Here is a 17218-nt window from a genome sequence, read left to right as displayed (position 1 = left end):
TCTGCGAATAGCGCCTATTGAGTGGAGGAATCTGATGAGCACGCCTTATCCTCAGCAGCCTGCGGGGCAGCCCGCAGTTCCCGGAGTGCCCGCGCAGGCCGTGCCGCCGGTGCCGCAAGGTTATCCGGCGGCACCCCAGGGATATGCGCCGGGCTATGCGCCCGTGCCCCAGGGGCCTGTCGTTCGGAAGGTGAACAAGGCGTCGATCATCCTGGGTGTTATCGGGTGGGCCCTCGTTGGTCTCACGGTATTGGGTACGTGGCTGGCCATTCGTGCTATCCCGTCGGACGCTGACCCGAGCGGTGCTGACATCGTCGGCTTTATACCTCTCCTCGGCTTGCCATTCTTTGGCTCGGTGAACCTCGCTGGCGGCGTTATTGGGATCGTCGGGGCCGTCGGGAAGCCGAAGACGCGCAAGCTCAACTGGCTGGGAATCCTCCTCAACGCGAGCCCGTACGTCATTTTCCTCGCCCTTATGATGGCGCCAATGTATTTCCACTAGGCCGCCTAGCTGTGGGTCGTCCCACGCATCGATGATGATTGATGGCGCGTGCCCAACGATGGCATGCCCGAAAGGGCGTACGGCTGGGCGAGCGTACAATATCGCCGCGATGGCCAACTCATGAAGGAGAAGCTGTGACAACACCAGATCCTCACGTCCCGAATATGAACACCTATCCGGGTAGGCAGAGTCAGGGCGGGCAGCCCGCGTCGCAGCCGTATGTGCCCGCACGGCCCGTGCAGCCCGTAGCTCCCGCGCAGCCTGTGCAACCGGCGCAGCCTGCGCCGCAGGGGTATTCGGCAGTGCTCCAGGAGGGAGCACCCGGGCAGCCCGCATACTGGGGGGTGCCTCAGCCTGTGGTGCCATATTCGCTGGGGCCCCAGCAACGCCTCTCGGAGAAAATCAGCAGGCTGTCCTTCATTTGTGCGATCATCGGATTGGTGGTCCTGGTTCCGTCACTCCTGTACTGCGCCTATATCGTTGACAGTGCTGTGCACAGTGACCATCCCGAAGGCGGTGGCTTTGTATGGATCATCCCGTTCGCCGTGTATATGGGCGTTCTTCTGCCCATTAATCTTATCGGTCTGATTAGTGGCTCCCAGAAGGTGGGGCCCTCGGTTTCGGGCCGACAGCGGATGTGGAGCCTGCTCGGTATCGGCCTGAATATTCTTCCCTGGGTGATCGCTATCGGTCTCCTTGTCTGGATGTGAATGCCTAGTTTCCCTGTACTGTGGGGGTCGCACGGGTCTTCGGATGACCGTTGCATGTAAATAACGTAAATGAGACCGAGGAAGTCAATGAGTATGCCGTATCCACAGCAGCCTGCGGGGCAGCCCGCAGTTCCCGCGCAGCCTGTGCAGCAGGCGCCGCAGGGGGTTCCCCAGGTGGGAATGCCCGCGCAGCATGCATATCAGGGGGGTGCGCCGGGCTATGTGCCCGTGCCCCAGGGGCCTGTCGTTCAGAAGGTGAACTGGGCGTCGATCACCCTGGGTATTGTCGGGTGGGTTCTCATCGGTCTGACGGTACTCGTCATGTGGCTGGCTATCGAATCCAGTGCGTCCGATCCTGACCCGACTGGCAAGGAAGTGTATGGTTTCTTGCCCCTCTTCGCCCTGATGTTTATTGGCCCGGCGAATCTCGCTGGTGGGATTATCGGTATCGTGGGGGCCGTCGGGAAGCCGAAGACGCGCAAGCTCAACTGGCTGGGAATCCTGCTCAACGCGAGCCCGTACGTCGTTTTCGCAATCCTCATGATCGTTGTGATTGTTGTCGCGGCGGGGACTCCCACGCATCGATGATGATTGTTGGCGCACGCCCAACGATGGCATCTCTGTAAGGGTGTGCGAATGAGCGAACCTGCTGATAGTGTCGCGACGATCAACTGATGAAGGAGCGACTATGACAACACCGGATTCGCACATCCCGAACTCGAACGCCTATCCGGGCGGAGGGAATTGGGGTGTGCAGTCGTATGTGCCCGCGCCGCAGGGGGTTCCCCAGGCGGGTGTGCCCGCGCAGCCCATATATCAGGGGGTGCCGACGGGCTATCCGAATCCGGGGGCCCGGCCGCCGCGTCGGTCGGGAATGAAGATCAGCGGCATCATCTTCTTGGTCTTTGCGGCCATTACCCTGGTCTTGTCGGTCGCTGTCTGCGTGGGGATTGAGTTTATTCCCGGCGACCACGGGGACAGCGGAGATGGACTTGCCTGGCTCGGTGTCATGGTCCTCCTCTATGTGGTGCCTTTTGGGCTGATGCTGGCGCTCTGTGGCCTCATGTTGGTCTTCGCAGGACGACAGAAAACACGGTGACCGACGCGCGCAGGGCGGCCCAGGTGCCGCACGCTCTCCTCGGGCAGCACTCCTTGCGTGCAACCTACCTCTCCGATAATCTCAATTCTTGAAATACTTTTTGGGGAGATGACGTCGGCTCCCCGCGATGATGAAGGGAACGCGTTATGTCGAATGGACAGCGACCTGTCGCTCCGCCACAGGCTGCGGGTACGTACCCTCAGCCCGGCTATCCGCAGGGTGTCCCGGTGCGCCCGCCCAATCCCTCGGCCCTCGCGCGCAAGGCGCTCGCGTGGGGAGTCGCCGCATGGGTCGCCTCGGTCCTCACCATCGTGGGCGCTGTTGCCTTCGCGCTCACCGCTCCCGCGATGCGTGATGCCAGTGGGCTCGGGACGATCGTCTTCATCGCCCAAGTGGGGATCTTCCCAGTTCTCATCGTCCTGACCATCATGGGTTCCAACGCTGGGCTGAAAGGCATGGCCTACGCGTCGACCCCGCGGGAATTCGCAATGAGCAAGCTCGGTAAGCGTCTGAGTGCCACTCACTGGATACTGCTGGCGCTCGCCTTCGGGGCCGAGTGTATTCGGGAGATGGCCAACTAGTACATGCGTTTTCACAGGTAGTGTGTGACCGAGAAACAGGCGATGACGGGGCGGGTGAAGCTCGCTGACGCCTGTCACTGATGGAAGGACAGACCGTGACAACACCGAACCCGTACGTTCCCGAGCCGAACGCCTCGCCCATGATGCCCCCGCAGCAGCCGTCCTCCCAGCTACAGGGCGGCGTAGCTCCTCAGGGGACACCTCAGCAAGGCATGCAACAGTACTGGGCGGCTCAACCCGTTGCGCAGGGCTACCCGCAGACCGGGTATGCGGGCTATGGCTACGGGCCCGTCGCCCCCGTGAAACCTCGCAAGTCGTTCAAGCTGGCGGGCGCTTTGTGTGCGGTAGGCATGCTGCTTGCGCTCTCACCCTTCATTGCGTGGACCGTCATTGACCTCATTCCGGGCAATCACGGAGACGGCGGAGATGGCATGTACTGGCTTGCAGTCGGAATGATGTTCTACATTCTGCCGATTGGTCTCATCCTTATCGTCGCCGCCATCATCACCGCCATCATCGTTGCCGTCACGAACTCTTCCGCAAAGGGTTGATCCCTTGATCACGAGACCCCGCGCCGGCCTCGTCAATGGTGCCGGCGCGGTGTTTGTCATACCTTATTTGGCGTGGTATCTGGGGCTGGTGCCCAGGTGGATTGGTGTGGGGATGTCGGTGTCTTTCAGGATGCTTTCGTCGAGGCCGCGGTAGGCGTAGGTGGAGTCCCCGGCGATGTTTCGGGGGTCGACGAGGCCTGCGAGGTATTGCTGGGTCTCTTCGTTCGTGGGACCCAGGTCGCTGTAGCCCTTGTCCATGAGCGGGTTTTCGTCGGGGTACTGGGAGGGATCAGTGTTGACCATGGCTCCGGGGTCAGCTCCGCCATATCCGATGTACTTGTTCCACCCGCTTTGATCGGTTCGGGCTGTGTGCGTGAGCAGTTGGAGGAGTTGGTTGCTGGTGGCGTTGGGCCACTTCTGCTTGGCCAGGGCCAGGAAGCCTGCGACCAGGGGCGTGGCGTTGGAGGTGCCTCTGGTACTGATGTTGGTGTTGTTCTCGTAATTGTGGGCGAGGATGGGGCCTCCCACGGCGGCCACTGTCACGCCTTTGCCCCACGAGGAGTATTCGGCGCGCTTACCGGAGGTGTCGATGGCGCTGACGCTGACCACCCCGGACCACTTGCCAAAGGTGTGAATAGTATCTTCCTCGTTGTCGTTTCCTGCGCCGCTCACCACGATGACGCCCAGGGCGTTGGCGCGGGCGATCGCCCACTTCACCGCGTCGCTCGTGTCTCCACTTGTCGCCGAGATGCTGATGATTTGGGCACCGTCAGTGATCGCCTGATTGATCAGCCACTCGGGCTCATCGAGCGTGTTAGCGTGGTGGCCACGGCAATCGGACTCTGCCTTGTCGCCGTCCTTGGGGAAGGAGGTGCGGTAGGCAAGGAGTGTGGCGTCGGGAGCGACGCCGTACTCTTTGGAGACCAGGAGCGAGGCCATGGCCGTCCCGTGACTCTTCGAGTTGGCACCGGAGGTGACAGTGCACGGCGTTTTGTCGATGATGGTGGCGCCTGCGAGTTCGGGTGCGCTGGTGTCGACCTCGCCGTCAATGACGGCGATGGTGACGCCCTTGCCGGTGTAGCCTTTCGCTCGTGCCTGATCGAGGTGGTAGTAGGCGAAGTAGGGCTGGTCGGCCGCCGTGATGGGGTCGGCGGCCTGGGCGGGAGCGGCGGGCAGGGCGGTGGCCCCGGCCGTCAGGGCCAGGGTCATCGCACACGCGCCCGCAAAGCGCAGCCGCCGGTGTCTCGTTGGGCTAGTCGTCATTTGGCGTGGTAGCGGGGGCTGGTGCCCAGGTGGATAGGTACGCCAGCGTCAGTGTCGCGGATGACACTTTCGTCGAGGCCGCGGTAGGTGTACGAGTCGTCGAAGGCGAGCTCTGTTGGTGGGACGACGCCATCAGCGTACTCTTGAACTTCTTCGGCAGTGGGGCTGGATCCGCCACCTTTATCCGCGATCGGGTTTTCGTCGGGGTATTGGGATGGGTCCGTATTGACCAGGGCGCCTGGATCGACACGACCGAATCCGGTGTATATGTTCCACCCGTCTTGATCAGTGCGGGCTGTGTGCGTGAGCAGTTGGAGGAGTTGATTGCCGGTGGCGTTGGGCCACTTCTGCTTGGCCAGTGTAATGAAACCAGCGGTAAGAGGAGCTGAAATTGATGTGCCGGAGGTCTGTCCGATTTGATTGTCTGCATAGTTTCGGACGGCAACGGGACCGCCGAACGCAGTCGTAGTGACGCCTTGACCCCACGAGGAATAGTCTGCCAGCTTTCCGTTAAGATCAATGGCGCTAACGCCAACGACTCCTGAGAAGCGGGAGAGGTGCGTAATATTTTGATCTCTCCGTTCGTTGCCCATCGAAGAGACAATGACGACGTTTTCGTGCATCGAACGTGCAATTGCCCATTTGAGTGCGCGACTTTCGTCCGGAACCGCCTGAGCGACAGAAATTACCGAGGCACCATCGTTCATCGCATGATTGAGAAGCGAAGCGATTGAGTGCTTTGACGAGCGAGAGTCTCCATAGCAATCAGAGCCTGCACTGTCACCGTCACTGGCGGACAAGCTTCGGTAGGTCAAGATTGAAGCGTCTGGGGCGACTCCGTATTGGCTCGACCCCAGAAGAGAAGCGACAAGTGTTCCGTGAGTTTTACTCTCGTTGCTCGAGGTGACGGTGCATGGTGTTTTGTCGATGATGGTGGCGCCTGCGAGTTCGGGCGCGCTGGTGTCTACCTCGCCATCAATGAGCGCGATGGTGACGCCCTTGCCGGTGTAGCCTTTCGCCCGCGCCTGATCGAGCTTGTAGTAAGCGAAGTAGGGCTGGTCGGCCGCCGTGATGGGGTCGGCGGCATGCGCGGGAGCGGCAGGCAGCGCGGTGGCCCCGGCCGCCAGGGCCAGGGTCATCGCGCACACACCCACGAGGCGCAGCCTGCGACGGCGGTCAGAAACGTGGTTCGTGGTCACCATTGGCGGGGATCCCATCCGTCGTCCTTGTGGGAGGCAGGCTTCAGGTCCTTGTCCGAGCCATAGGTCTGCGACATCGGATTGACGTAGCCGGGAGGCAGACCGTCTTCGTCATCGTCTTCGAACTTGAAGGCCGTGTACTTGTGTCGACGCCCCTTCTTGTCGTCCTTGCCGCCGCCGGCACCCGCGCCGGCACCCGCGCCCATGAAGCCGCCCATACCCGGCCTGCCGGAAGCGCTCGTACCGCTAGCAGTGCTGCCGCTGCTCGTCTTTCCAGCGGCTTCAGCCGATCCATCGATGCCCTTGGTGCCCGTGAGGCCGGTCGTACCACCCGATGCGCTTGCACTGCCAGCCAGGCCGTTGGAGCCAAAGCGGCCTCCGGAAGCTGAACCCCCGCGTAGCCCGCCGAGGCCGCCGGCGCCTGCGCCACCGCGACCGGATGCGCCGATGCCGCCTGCGCCACCGCGACCGGATGCACTGATGCCGCCAATACCTGAACGGCCCGCGGAACCAAGTCCACCTGCGCCACCGCGACCCAGTGAGCTGCTCGCTCCCGCACCCAGACGAGATGTGCCGCGCGCACCGAGGGCGGCGGCGCCGAGGGCACCCGCACTGAGAACACCAGCGCCGAGGGCACCCGCACCCGCATGGCTCGTACGCCCGGAGGCGTCGAAGTGGGTGGAGGGTCCCCCGTTAATGTTCCACAGAGGATGGTAGCGATCGCTTGGAGGAGCGGGGGTGTATCCGCCGACGGTGCCGTTGGCGTAGCGCTCTCCGCCGATGCGCGTGTGCAGCAGGTCGATGCCCATCAGGTCCTCGGGATCGGTGATGGGCTTGCTCCGGCTGCCCGGCTCGCCCTCGCTGTTGAAGCGGTCTGGAATGCGCCCGGACTGGAGCTTGCGCAGTTTCTCGGCGTCCGCGTCCTGCGAGGTCGGGTTGTCAAAGCCATTCGGGTAGAGTCCTGAATTGGGGCCGCGCCCGTCCGATCGACCGTAGTCGGTGTCCCTGTTGCCCGGATACACGCCGGGATCATGCAGTGAGACCCCTTTGTAGCCCTGTTCGAGCTGGTCCGCGACACTGGGGGTCGACGGACCTTGTGGAATCGTCACCTGACTATCTCGAGTACCTGCTTCTGCAAGGTGTTGCTGGGCTTGGTTGATGAAGCTCGCGTGCGCAGCTAAAGCATCCATCGAATGGTTCAGACGTTCGAGGATTGCTGTTGAGCTGACTTCCCGCTCATTGTTGGCCTGGGCTGCGATCGCGTCGTAGACGGCCGCGCCGGTCGAGGCGACAGCGTTGAATGCTTTGCCGACGAGGCCGTACTGCTCCATGACGGGGATCGTCACCTCGGCCACGTCGCGCAGTTTATCCAGCCTGGCGTCAACGAGGACGGGAGAGAGCATTTCCGCCTCCTCACGTGCCTGCTGCATGACGCGGCGCATCTCAACCTCAACCTGTGTTGTAGCCAAATAGCTAGAGCGCCACTGTTCAAGACGACGCTCAGCGCGTTCAAGCCAGTTGTCGATGGCGTCGCCAGTTTGCCCCTGGAAACCCTGGTGCTCACGGAAATGCCGAATGTACTCTTCCGCCTCGCGCATGGCTTCCAGGGTGGAGCGGTGCTTGCTGTCATAGTCGGCCAGGGCCTCGTTCGCCTTCGCGTCCTCCACGAAACGCATGAGGCGCTGGTACATGGGGCTGTGAACCACGGCAGTATCCTTTCCTAGTATCAGAAGTCGGAGTTGGGATCTGCGTTGGAATCTTCCTCGCCCTGTGACCCTGAATATGAAGCACCCGTTGAAACAGATGAACCTGGGCCGTTGCTTGATCCGGCACTTGAGGAGGATCCTGACCCGGATACGCCAGCGGCCGCTGCGGCGACGGCTGGATCTTGCGTCAGAGCAGTACTGGCTTGCGAGAAATAGCCAGCATTTTCCCCTTCCATTCGAAGGAACTCTGCCTCAGATTCGTCAACCTTACCCCCAAAATCGAGAACGATAGTGCTTTCGGTGGCGTAACCTTCTCCGACTGCCTGGTATGCGGCTCGAAGTGCGCGACGCGCAGCGTCGACGCCGGCCTCCTCGCCCCACACAGATTCAACCTGTGCGTCGGCGAATGTGTTGATGCCATCGGCAGCAGTCTTGAGGGACTCTGCACCCTTTTGCGCATCCTGACGTGTCAGATCATGCTTATTGGAGTCGAAGCCCACGTCGCTCACGAAAACCTCCAGGCGAAACGAGCGCAGGTATGACCTGCGGATGGCGATGAGATGATGCTCATCATATGACCATCCGGAAAAGGTCGCAAAATGCGGGGTATGCGTGGGTGAGCGGTGCTGGAAGGAAACGGTCGCTGCAAGAGCGCATGCGGGCAAGAGATGACAAATGGTCGGGGGCCGCGACGCAGCGCGTCGCGGCCCCCAAAGCAAAAACCTCTCAGAAGGTCAGGCTCACTCGCCCGCCTCGAAGGTAGCCTTCTCGGCCTCGGTGTCCGGCACGAAGGAATCCGTGTCCAGATCGGCCCAGTACTCCTCGGCCCACGGGTCCTCGATCGGCTGCGAGCGCTTCCACAGGATGTAGCCCGCACCGGCGACGGCACCCACCAGGGCCGTCAGGCCGAAGGCGCGCAGCACGCGGCACTTGCGGCGCTTAGGCGTGGGCGTCGCAAGGGCGACGGCCGAAGCCTCGGACGCGCGGCGAGCGCGATCCGACAGCGAACCGCGAGCCTGCAGGGCGGCGCCCGCCTGGTTGACAGCGAGGGAAGCGCGGGGCAGGTAGTCGTCCACGAGGTGCTCGCGAGCGTTCTCGATCGCCGGGCCGGCCTGCGCGGCGGCGGCCTGCGCGCGAGCGGCAGCGTTCTCGATCGCGGGGGTCGCGTGCTCGATCGCGGAGTTCAGCGCGGCCTGGGCGCGAGGCGCGGCCCAGTCGACGCCCTGGCCAGCCAGATCAGCGGCGCGCACGGCAACCTTGCCGGCGTAAATGGCAGCGGCGTCGCGAAGCTGCTGGGACGATGCGCGCAGCTTTTCTGCATCGAAAGTCGGCGAAGTAACCATGATGTCTCCGATTCTGTCCACAATAAACAGGGGCGCGGACGCGCCACTCACTCCTATTGTGCTACAACGGGCTGTGATCTGCAGCCCACCGGCTCCCGTGACGTGCACGACGGACAGGAAACACCCAGGAAAAGATGCGACCATTGGTCCCATGAAAGCTATTCTTCACACCTCCGCTGGCGACATCACCGTCGAACTGTTCCCCAACCACGCCCCCAACACGGTCAACAACTTCGTGACCCTGGCCAAGGGCGAGCGCGAATGGGTCGACCCGAAGACCGGCCAGAAGACCTCCCGTCCCCTCTACGACGGCACCATCTTCCACCGCGTCATCCCCGGTTTCATGATCCAGGGCGGCGACCCCCTCGGCACCGGCACCGGCGGTCCCGGCTACCAGTTCAACGACGAGATTCACCCCGAGCTGAACTTCAACGACCCCTACCTGCTCGCCATGGCCAACGCCGGCAAGCGCATGGGCAAGGGCACCAACGGCTCCCAGTTCTTCATCACCGTGGCCCCCACCCCGTGGCTGCTCGGCAACCACACCATCTTCGGTAAGGTCGTCGACGAGGACTCCAAGCGCGTCGTCGACGCCATCGCCACGACCCCCACGGGCGCGAACGACCGCCCCGTGACGGAGCAGGTCATCAACTCCATCGAGATCGTCGACTGACCCTCTCCCCTCATCATCGACGAGGCCGGGGCCGCCCCCGCTGCTGCGTGCAGTGACCGGGATGGTGCGCCCCGGCCTCGTCCCTTACCCCCGCCGAAAGGGAAGCTATGAGCATGCCGAGCTACGGCCAACGCTCTGACCCGCGCGCCGCCCCCGAGTGTCCGCGCCACCCGGGCGTGCGCAGCGTCGACTACTGCAAGCGCTGCAACCGCCCCATGTGCGTGGACTGCGCGATCCCCACAGAGGTCCGTTCCATTTGCGTGGACTGCTCCTCCTCGAAGAAGGGGTGGATGCGTTCCTCGTCGCGCGCGGCCGCCGCTGGCGCGCCGGTCGTCACCTACGCGATGATGGCGATCTGCGTCCTCATGTACGCCCTCACGTGGGTGTCGCCCTCCCTCACGTCCTCGCTCGCCCTCGTGCCCGCGCAGCTGATGGCCCACCCGTGGACGATCCTCACGGGCGCATTCCTGCACGGCGGTGTGTTGCACATCCTGTTCAACATGCTGTCCCTGTACTGGGTGGGGCGCGCGATCGAGCCGGTGATGGGCTGGTGGCGCTTCCTCACCGTCTACCTGGTGAGCGCGCTGGGTGGCTCCGCCTTCATTCTCGCGTGGTGCCTGATCCAGCCCACCGAGATTTTCGTCAGCACGGTGGGCGCGTCCGCCGCCGTCTTCGGACTCTTCGGCGCGGTGTTTGTCCTGCAGCGCCTGGGTGGGTCCGACACGACCGCGATCCTGACCCTGCTCGGTGTCAACCTCGTCTACGGCTTCGTGGTCAGCGGCATCTCCTGGCAGGGGCACATCGGCGGGGCGATCGCCGGCGTGGCCGCCACGTGGGTTTTGGTGCGCCTGGCACGCCCGCGCTCGGGCGTCACGGAGGCCGCGCAGAATCGTCGCCAGGCGCTCGCGGCCCTCGGCATGATCGCGGGCATGGTCGCGCTCAGCGCGCTCGCTTTCCGCGTCCTGTACGAGGTCTACGGAGCGTGACGCGTTCACGACCGACAGGCGCGTCGCATCTAAGGATGACCTAATATAGGGAGGGTCCGGCAAAGCGTGCCGGGCCCTCCCTCATGCTTCCCACAGGAGAGACCATGACCAGCCCCTGGGACCTGTACGACCAGCTCATCGACGAGATCCCCGCCGACATCACCGTCACGGCGATCCACACCGACGGAAAATGGCGCCGCGTCGCCTCCAGCGAAGACGGCGTCGGCATGGCCTTCGGCATGAACGTCCAGTCCCGCCCGCGCGCCACCGAGGACCCCTCCGACCTCATCGGACGGCCCCTGCGCGACGTCGCGGCCCTCGCCAAGTCCTGGAACTTCGAAGACGCCGGCATCGGCATGGCCGCCGTCAACGCCTACCACTCCCACCCCGTCCGCGCCCTCGCCCACGGATTTACCCCCTGCAAGGAAAACAACTGGGCGCGCACCTTCCACCCCTACGCGCCCCTTGTCGCCGGCAAGCGCGTCGCCGTCATCGGACACTTCCCCTTCGCGGCCGCCGCCATGCCCGATGCCGCGCAGCTCGTCATCCTCGAACGCAACGTCTTCGACGGCGACTACCCCGACTCCGCCTGCGAATACCTGCTCCCCGAGATGGACTACGTCTTCATCTCCGGATCCGCGTTCGTCAACAAGACCATGCCGCGCCTGCTCGCGCTCGCCTCCAGCGCGCACACCGTCGTCCTCGGCCCCTCCGCCCCCGCGTCCCCCGCGATCATTCACGCCGGGGCCACGACCGTCATGTCCTTCGCCAGCGCGCACCCCGCGCGCCTCGAAGACGGGCTGGCTGGACGATCCCTCCTCGGCATGTACGACGCGGGCATGAGGGTCGAACTCAGCAGGGCGTGACCCGAGGACGAGGCCGTGACCCGGTAGCCAGCCCCGGCCTCGTCGATAGAAATAGTGGGGCGCCCCGGCCGCAGCCGGAACGCCCCACACTCACGTTTTCGCGATACTGCCCGCGCTCAACGCCAACGCAGCGTCATGAGGAAGCCGACCATCATCGTGCCCAGGCCCACCGCGATGTTCCATGCGCCCAGCTTCGGCACCGGGTACGTGCCCGACGAAATGTAGTAGACGACAACCCACAGCAGGCCCAGAATCATCAGGGTCACGAAAGCGGGTGCCCACCAGGCCGGGCTGAGCGGAATACCGTCAGTCCAGTTCTGGATATCGGTATCGTCCTCAACCTCGTGCCCATTCTTCTTACGCTTCTTGGATTCGGCCACGTCGGGTCCTCTCTGCTGGCCCGCGCGGGAAGAAAACCGCCCGGCGGTGATGAATTAGTCGCAACACTAGCGTAGTCTCGGACGTGGAAAGTGCCAAAGCGCAGCGCCACGGGAGGGGGAAAGATGCGCCCACGCAGCGTCCGCCACATCGCAGGCGTCCTCGCCGTCACCGTCGCCTCCGGACTCCTTTTTTCCATCTCCGCGCTCAACGAACGCAAGAATCCCGCGGCCACCTCCGACCTGACCACCCTCGTGCGAAACCGCCAGGAGCAGGTCAAAGCCCTCGACAACGAGGTATCCGAGCTCGACGCGCAGGTCCAGAGCTTCTCCTCCGCCGACCCCCAATCCGGCGCCCCCGACGAAGACGCGTTCACCGCCCGCTCCAACCGCCCCGTCTCCGGGCCCGGTGTCCAAATCACGCTCTCCGACGCGCCCCCCGGGCAGATCCCCGAGGGCGCAACCCCCAACGACCTCGTCATCCACCAGCAGGACATCGAGGACACCATGAACGCCCTGTGGAGCGGCGGCGCCGAGGCCATGACCGTCCAAGGCGTGCGCGTCACGTCCCGTACCGTCATCCGCTGCATTGGCAACGTCATCCTCGTCGATGGCACCAGCTACTCGCCGCCCTATGTGATCCAAGCAATCGGTGATCCTGCCACCCTGCGCGCGACGGTTACTGCAAACCCACGTATGGTGAATTACCAGGTCTACGTGACAAAGTACGGCCTCGGGTGGGATATGCAGACCAAAGACTCCCTGAGCTTCGCGCCTGCCACCACCTCGCAGACAGTCAACTACGCAACCGTGGAGGAAACGAATGGGTGAACACGTCGCCCCAGCCTCGCCGACAAGCAAAAAGCGCTCCAACATCTTCTGGAACATCGTCGGTGTCGTCGGCGAACTGCTCATTACCTTCGCGTTCGTCATCGGCCTCTTCTCCGTCTGGCAGCTGTACTGGACGACCTACGAGGTCTCCGGGCAGGTCTCCCAGACCATCGCCTCGTACGAGGAGAGCCACCAGCCCGCCAAGCGCACCCTCGGCGAAGTCCGCACCGACGACCCGCCCGAGTTCACGCGCGAAGTCGGCGACGGTGAGGTCTATGGCCTCGTCCACGTGCCCACCTGGGACTGGATGAAGATCCCCCTCGCCGAAGGCACCACCTCCTACGTCCTCGACCAGGGGTGGGCCGGCCACTACGACATGACCACCCAGCCCGGCGGCGTCGGCAACTTCTCCGTCGCCGGCCACCGCCGCACCTACGGCAACAACTTCCGCTGGATCGACCGCCTCAGCCAGGGCGACAAGGTCGTCGTGGAAGTCGACGACCACTACCTCGTCTATTCCATGGTCTCCTCCGAGATCATCGACGCCACCGACCCCACCCAGATGCGCGTCGTCGCCCCCGTCATCGACGATGAATCCTGGTCCGAAACCCCCACCGAGCGCTGGATGACCATGACCACCTGCCACCCCGAATACGGCAACTGGCAGCGCTACATCGTCCACCTCAAGTTCGAATCCTGGACCCCCAAGGACACGGGCGTGCCCGCCGAACTCGTCGACGAACCCACGAACTAAGGACCCCACATGTACGCATGGATCTTCCGCCACCTGCCCGGCCCCACCTGGTTCAAAGTCATCGAATCCTTGGCCCTCATCGGCGCGGCCGTCGCCGCCCTGTTCACCTGGGTCTACCCCTGGGTCCAGTCATACCTGGAACTGGGACAGTCCTCCGTCGGCTGAGCCTGAGCCGCCTGCTCGTCGATGGCACGAGGCCGGGGCCACCCCGGCCTCGTGCCGTATCCACGTGTGTGGGGCGGGGTCGCGAACCTTGCATGTGGGAATTTCTGCTCGGCTGTCCCGCGGGCGCAGGGTCGGTCTCCAGCGCGGCTGACCGCGATGGAAGCTGACCGAGGCTGTCCCGCGGGCGCGGGGTCGGTCTCCCATCTCTCATTCGTGAATGCGTCACCGCTTTCTATGCCGCCGCTTTCCGCACCGCACCGCTCGTTTGTCGGACAGCGCCCGCGCGCCCACTGGGGGAGCGCCCTACGATGGATGACGGAGAAGGGGCCACGGCCTCGTACATGAAAGGACCGGCGATGGCACGAATCCTCTGCGTCGACAACTATGACTCGTTCGTCTTCACGATCGTGGGCTACCTGCGCCACCTGGGTGCCGTCGTGGACGTCGTGCGTAACGATGTCGTGGATCCCGCGTGGTTCGAGGCCGGCTACGACGGCGTCCTCATCTCCCCCGGACCCGGCGACCCCAAGAGCGCCGGCGCCTCCCTGCAGACCATCGCCGACTGCGCCGAGCGCGAGATCCCGATGCTGGGCGTGTGCCTGGGCCACCAGGCCCTGGGCGAGCTCTTCGGCGCGACCGTCGGGCATGCGCCCGAACTCATGCACGGCAAGACCTCCGTCATCACCCACGACGGGCGCGGCGTGTTCGAGGGCGTGCCCTCGCCGCTGACCGTCACCCGCTACCACTCGCTGACTATCGACCCGGCGACCATGCCCGACGAGCTCGAGGTCTCCGCGAGCACCGAGTCCGGCATCATCATGGGCGTGCGCCACCGTTCACTGCCCCTCGAGGGCGTCCAGTTCCACCCCGAGTCCGTCATGACCCAGTCTGGGCACCTCATGTTCGCCAACTGGCTGGCCGCCTGCGGTGATGCCGACGCGCGTGAGCGTGCCGTGTCCCTCAAGCCCGTCGTCGCGGAGCGCTTCAAGCTGTAGGTTTCGCGGGGGTTTCTACCGTTTCGGGATGCGCTGATGCGTCGTTCGGTGCGGATTTCGTGTTCTGTGCGGGATCCGGACTCTGTGTGGGTTCCGAATCGCCTGGGTCCGCAGCCTCTATGTCGTCCTGTGTATCGGTAAGCTCAGGCTTCGTGGGCGGTAGGAGCTGCATAGGATCATCGACGAGCATTTCTGCGACGCTGCGCGCCTCGACGCGTGCGGTGCTCGGGAAACACCACTCGCGACATTTTTTCTCCCCTTGCGTGAGGTCTAGCTCCGGGAGCGCATCATCTGTGTCCGTGAACGTTGGAGTCACGTCGTTGATGGAGAACTCTTCTTTGACAATGCCCTTCTGAATGAACTCCTGTGGGTCAGCGGTGATGATGCGGCGGCCGGTAACGGCAACCATCTCGGGCGAGACCATTACTGCTCTTCCGGTAGCGCGTCTGACCCAGCCCAGGCTCCATTCCGTTGCGTTTTTCGGTGTCGGGAGCTTGGACCATGCCGAGTCCACAGATGGCTTGGATCTGACTCTGTCGATGGTTGGGGCGACGACTTTATGAGTCAACGCGTTGACAGGGAAAGCTAATGCCCTCAGTTCTTCGCCCTCGTCCAGGTACCAGCGCAGGATTTGGGTGTAGGGAGACACATCGTAGTCGTCGGGTGCACAGGTGACATCCAGGCTGGGAATAGGTTTTTCTTGGATTCCCAGCTGCTGTACGAGGGGATTCAGTGTGCCGATAATCTCTTGTGCCATTTGTTGGGATAGGTGGGACTGCTTTCGCTTACCGGAGGCCGGTACGGTCCAACCGCCGGGAAGCTCCGCGATGATGCGAAGCTCGCGCATGAGGCCGTGCAAAAGAGCGCGTTGAACCTGCAGGTCCTCGATAACTTCCTGGCGGATCTGAAGTGGTTCGGCGTGGGGGTGTTCGCCTTGTGCCTGGGCCCGTGCGATGCGCAGCTCAGTTAGGTGTGCCCATGCCCGGAGCGTTTCAAACGCAGCACAAGAATCGTTCACAATGCGAGCCTTGTTCGTCTGGATGTAGTCCCTTTGCGTGTGTGAGTCGTCATGAGCTTTCTCGAGGGCTTCCTGGTGGTTCGCAACCTGCTTCTTGTAGAAGTGACGGTGAGATTGAATTCTAGATACAAGTCCGGAGATGATCGACCAGTCGGTCTCCGACACGTAGTCATGGCTAGAGCTAGCCCGATAGATCTCATCGATGGTCTGACAGTCGCCCTGGTAATCAGCATTCCTCGAGTCGGTCAGCACCTGAAGCGTTTGCAGAGAGGTCTGCTGGACTGTGCTCACCTGCTTGGAAATGTTGTTGAGCTGCATCTGCACGGCCACCATCGCGACCGCCGGGCCGATGGCTGCGATGGCTCCCGCGATCTGGGGAGCTGACACGGGAATGAGGCGTGCTTGGCGAGTGATTTGCCCACCAGTATTTCTGACGGCACCGATCAATCGACCGTCAGTGGTCTTCGTGAGTGCGTTGCCTGCGGCTAGTTGTGCCTTGGTGACGGCATCCAGCTTGTAGAGGCCGGACATATGCTGGATGGCGTTGGCCGCCGAGGCTGCGCCTCCGCTCAGTGAGGCTCCCTCGCCGATTGACGCGATGAGATCGTTGAGCGCACGATCACCTACCAGCGAGCCGTCAATCTTTTCGAGGCCTTTGGTGTTGGGGCCAACGACGAGGGCGTAATCGTCTTCGAGGGGGACGATGATGGTGTCATCCTCATTGGGATCCCATTGCTCAACGTCCTGCGTCGTGTCACTCATATCTGCGCTCCAGGTCTGACTGGAGGCTCCACCAATGGGTCCCAGTCACATGGTGATGAAGTAACCATCATGCTAGCACGAGGGTTGTTGCTCCCTGTTGGTTCATTTGGCGCATGCGTCGCGAGCCTGCGGCTACAGGTGGTTGATCTTTGGGGGCGCGCTATCCCTGATGCTGAGTGTGGGCACTGAAACTGTGTTTAGCCAGTAGTTTCTCGTGGCTTATGCCGGCGGTGATGCGTGTTGTGGATAGGAAGTCGTGTTCTGGATAGGAACCGCTCTTCTGGATAGGTTATTTTCCTATCCAGAACGCCGTAACCTGTCCAGATCCTCGTTTCCTATCCAGTGCTCAGGGGGCGCAGCCCTGTCTTCTGAAACTCCGTACTCTTTCATCCGTCTAAGTAGTGGCCTGCAGTGGGGGTTTTGCACTACATGAGGGCCTGGGAGCATGCGTCGCCGGCGTGTCGGAGCCCCGTGTAGTGCAAAAGCCCCCGTTCGGAGCAAGGATTTTTCGGGGCGACCGCGTAAAGACTTGTTGCTTCGTGGTGTTACACCGTTTAGGGAGTGTTACACCCTTTCCGATCTGGTGTAATGCTCCCGATCTGGTGTCGCAGATGTACTTGTTGGAGTGAGTATTCGGATAGGATACGAGCATACGGATAGGTTATGCGCATGCGGATAGCTTATTAACCTATCCGTATGCCGATAACCTACCCACATCGTCACAACCTATCCGCGTAAGCGCACACTCACTGCGACGGGGCAGAGCGCCGTGGCAGAAAGGGCCTGGTGTTCGAGTGCTGTGTTGTCTACGTGTCATCGCTGGCGCGCTGGCCGCAG

The 17218-nt window shown here is 63.0% G+C and carries 20 protein-coding genes; 13 read left to right on the top strand and 7 right to left on the bottom strand.

The annotated features are described in order from the left end of the window. Positions 1-34: 34 nt before the first annotated feature. The 6 genes from O3684_RS07200 to O3684_RS07175 all read left to right on the top strand — a co-directional run bounded on the left by O3684_RS07200 (position 35) and on the right by O3684_RS07175 (position 3443). Positions 35-502, top strand: a complete 468-nt coding sequence (locus O3684_RS07200) for a hypothetical protein (protein WP_500065971.1) — start codon at positions 35-37, stop codon at positions 500-502. 134 nt (positions 503-636) lie between these two features. Continuing rightward, positions 637-1212, top strand: coding sequence for a hypothetical protein (locus O3684_RS07195; protein ID WP_500065969.1), 576 nt, complete (start codon positions 637-639; stop codon positions 1210-1212). 87 nt (positions 1213-1299) lie between these two features. Further along, positions 1300-1800, top strand: a complete 501-nt coding sequence (locus O3684_RS07190; protein WP_500065968.1) for a hypothetical protein — start codon at positions 1300-1302, stop codon at positions 1798-1800. A gap of 100 nt (positions 1801-1900) precedes the next feature. Then, positions 1901-2311 (top strand): iron transporter, encoded by a 411-nt coding sequence (locus O3684_RS07185; RefSeq protein WP_500065966.1) that lies wholly within the window; start codon positions 1901-1903, stop codon positions 2309-2311. A 227-nt stretch (positions 2312-2538) separates the two neighbouring features. Beyond that, positions 2539-2892: a hypothetical protein gene (locus O3684_RS07180; protein ID WP_500065964.1), complete on the top strand. Its 354-nt coding sequence runs from the start codon at positions 2539-2541 to the stop codon at positions 2890-2892. A gap of 95 nt (positions 2893-2987) precedes the next feature. Beyond that, positions 2988-3443, top strand: coding sequence for an iron transporter (locus O3684_RS07175; protein WP_500065963.1), 456 nt, complete (start codon positions 2988-2990; stop codon positions 3441-3443). A 63-nt stretch (positions 3444-3506) separates the two neighbouring features. On the opposite strand, the gene O3684_RS07170 is transcribed toward O3684_RS07175, so the two are convergent. The 5 genes from O3684_RS07170 to O3684_RS07150 form a co-directional block, all read right to left on the bottom strand. Then, the gene (locus tag O3684_RS07170) at positions 3507-4706 is read right to left on the bottom strand and encodes a S8 family peptidase (RefSeq protein WP_500065962.1); all 1200 of its coding nucleotides are present in this window, start codon (positions 4704-4706) and stop codon (positions 3507-3509) included. Next, positions 4703-5908, bottom strand: coding sequence for a S8 family peptidase (locus tag O3684_RS07165; RefSeq protein WP_500065960.1), 1206 nt, complete (start codon positions 5906-5908; stop codon positions 4703-4705). The genes O3684_RS07170 and O3684_RS07165 overlap by 4 nt, the downstream gene beginning before the upstream one ends. Then, positions 5902-7611, bottom strand: a complete 1710-nt coding sequence (locus O3684_RS07160) for a hypothetical protein (RefSeq protein WP_500065959.1) — start codon at positions 7609-7611, stop codon at positions 5902-5904. Before O3684_RS07160 ends, O3684_RS07165 begins: the two co-directional genes overlap by 7 nt. Positions 7612-7631: 20 nt before the next feature. Then, positions 7632-8120 carry a hypothetical protein gene (locus O3684_RS07155; RefSeq protein ID WP_500065957.1) on the bottom strand — a complete coding sequence of 163 codons (489 nt, stop codon included), beginning with the start codon at positions 8118-8120 and terminating at the stop codon, positions 7632-7634. A 231-nt stretch (positions 8121-8351) separates the two neighbouring features. Continuing rightward, complete coding sequence (locus O3684_RS07150; RefSeq protein ID WP_500063244.1) at positions 8352-8954, bottom strand: hypothetical protein; 603 nt, start codon at positions 8952-8954, stop codon at positions 8352-8354. A 151-nt stretch (positions 8955-9105) separates the two neighbouring features. Between O3684_RS07150 and O3684_RS07145 the strand changes: the two genes are divergently transcribed. From O3684_RS07145 to O3684_RS07135, 3 genes are all read left to right on the top strand, one after another. Then, positions 9106-9627: a peptidylprolyl isomerase gene (locus tag O3684_RS07145; protein WP_500063243.1), complete on the top strand. Its 522-nt coding sequence runs from the start codon at positions 9106-9108 to the stop codon at positions 9625-9627. 107 nt (positions 9628-9734) lie between these two features. Further along, positions 9735-10613 (top strand): rhomboid family intramembrane serine protease, encoded by an 879-nt coding sequence (locus O3684_RS07140; protein ID WP_500065956.1) that lies wholly within the window; start codon positions 9735-9737, stop codon positions 10611-10613. A 104-nt stretch (positions 10614-10717) separates the two neighbouring features. Next, a complete protein-coding gene (locus O3684_RS07135) occupies positions 10718-11479 on the top strand; it encodes a Rossmann-like domain-containing protein (protein WP_500065954.1) in 762 nt (253 codons plus the stop codon). 116 nt (positions 11480-11595) lie between these two features. Here O3684_RS07135 and O3684_RS07130 read toward each other — a convergent pair whose 3' ends face one another. Continuing rightward, positions 11596-11859 (bottom strand): cell division protein CrgA, encoded by a 264-nt coding sequence (locus tag O3684_RS07130; protein ID WP_016460751.1) that lies wholly within the window; start codon positions 11857-11859, stop codon positions 11596-11598. A gap of 123 nt (positions 11860-11982) precedes the next feature. Here O3684_RS07130 and O3684_RS07125 point away from each other — a divergent pair, with 123 nt between their 5' ends. The 4 genes from O3684_RS07125 (at position 11983) to O3684_RS07110 (ending at position 14601) form a co-directional block, all read left to right on the top strand. After that, positions 11983-12687: a DUF881 domain-containing protein gene (locus tag O3684_RS07125; protein ID WP_500065952.1), complete on the top strand. Its 705-nt coding sequence runs from the start codon at positions 11983-11985 to the stop codon at positions 12685-12687. Continuing rightward, the gene (locus tag O3684_RS07120) at positions 12680-13441 is read left to right on the top strand and encodes a class E sortase (protein WP_500065950.1); all 762 of its coding nucleotides are present in this window, start codon (positions 12680-12682) and stop codon (positions 13439-13441) included. Before O3684_RS07125 ends, O3684_RS07120 begins: the two co-directional genes overlap by 8 nt. Positions 13442-13450: 9 nt before the next feature. Further along, positions 13451-13606, top strand: coding sequence for a hypothetical protein (locus O3684_RS07115; protein WP_007588533.1), 156 nt, complete (start codon positions 13451-13453; stop codon positions 13604-13606). A gap of 308 nt (positions 13607-13914) precedes the next feature. After that, positions 13915-14601 carry a type 1 glutamine amidotransferase family protein gene (locus O3684_RS07110; protein ID WP_500063238.1) on the top strand — a complete coding sequence of 229 codons (687 nt, stop codon included), beginning with the start codon at positions 13915-13917 and terminating at the stop codon, positions 14599-14601. Here the strand turns inward: O3684_RS07110 and O3684_RS07105 are convergent. Then, entirely contained in the window at positions 14591-16381 is a 1791-nt protein-coding gene (locus O3684_RS07105) for a hypothetical protein (RefSeq protein ID WP_500065948.1), read from the bottom strand. The two genes, O3684_RS07110 and O3684_RS07105, sit on opposite strands and share 11 nt — an antisense overlap. Between the last annotated feature and the right edge of the window lie 837 nt (positions 16382-17218).

The organism is Pauljensenia sp. 20925_1_27 (genome assembly GCF_041432835.1).
Classification (GTDB): domain Bacteria; phylum Actinomycetota; class Actinomycetes; order Actinomycetales; family Actinomycetaceae; genus Pauljensenia.
This window is presented reverse-complemented; position numbering and strand designations above follow the sequence as displayed.

What these genes read in the sequence shown, in the direction of transcription:
- O3684_RS07140 (WP_500065956.1), top strand. Translation starts at nt 9,735, where the DNA reads ATGAGCATGCCGAGCTACGGCCAACGCTCTGACCCGCGCGCCGCCCCC.
- O3684_RS07145 (WP_500063243.1), top strand. Translation starts at nt 9,106, where the DNA reads ATGAAAGCTATTCTTCACACCTCCGCTGGCGACATCACCGTCGAACTG.
- O3684_RS07165 (WP_500065960.1), bottom strand. Translation starts at nt 5,908, where the DNA reads ATGGTGACCACGAACCACGTTTCTGACCGCCGTCGCAGGCTGCGCCTC.
- O3684_RS07110 (WP_500063238.1), top strand. Translation starts at nt 13,915, where the DNA reads ATGGATGACGGAGAAGGGGCCACGGCCTCGTACATGAAAGGACCGGCG.
- O3684_RS07170 (WP_500065962.1), bottom strand. Translation starts at nt 4,706, where the DNA reads ATGACGACTAGCCCAACGAGACACCGGCGGCTGCGCTTTGCGGGCGCG.
- O3684_RS07135 (WP_500065954.1), top strand. Translation starts at nt 10,718, where the DNA reads ATGACCAGCCCCTGGGACCTGTACGACCAGCTCATCGACGAGATCCCC.
- O3684_RS07115 (WP_007588533.1), top strand. Translation starts at nt 13,451, where the DNA reads ATGTACGCATGGATCTTCCGCCACCTGCCCGGCCCCACCTGGTTCAAA.
- O3684_RS07185 (WP_500065966.1), top strand. Translation starts at nt 1,901, where the DNA reads ATGACAACACCGGATTCGCACATCCCGAACTCGAACGCCTATCCGGGC.
- O3684_RS07120 (WP_500065950.1), top strand. Translation starts at nt 12,680, where the DNA reads ATGGGTGAACACGTCGCCCCAGCCTCGCCGACAAGCAAAAAGCGCTCC.
- O3684_RS07105 (WP_500065948.1), bottom strand. Translation starts at nt 16,381, where the DNA reads ATGAGTGACACGACGCAGGACGTTGAGCAATGGGATCCCAATGAGGAT.
- O3684_RS07150 (WP_500063244.1), bottom strand. Translation starts at nt 8,954, where the DNA reads ATGGTTACTTCGCCGACTTTCGATGCAGAAAAGCTGCGCGCATCGTCC.
- O3684_RS07190 (WP_500065968.1), top strand. Translation starts at nt 1,300, where the DNA reads ATGAGTATGCCGTATCCACAGCAGCCTGCGGGGCAGCCCGCAGTTCCC.
- O3684_RS07200 (WP_500065971.1), top strand. Translation starts at nt 35, where the DNA reads ATGAGCACGCCTTATCCTCAGCAGCCTGCGGGGCAGCCCGCAGTTCCC.
- O3684_RS07125 (WP_500065952.1), top strand. Translation starts at nt 11,983, where the DNA reads ATGCGCCCACGCAGCGTCCGCCACATCGCAGGCGTCCTCGCCGTCACC.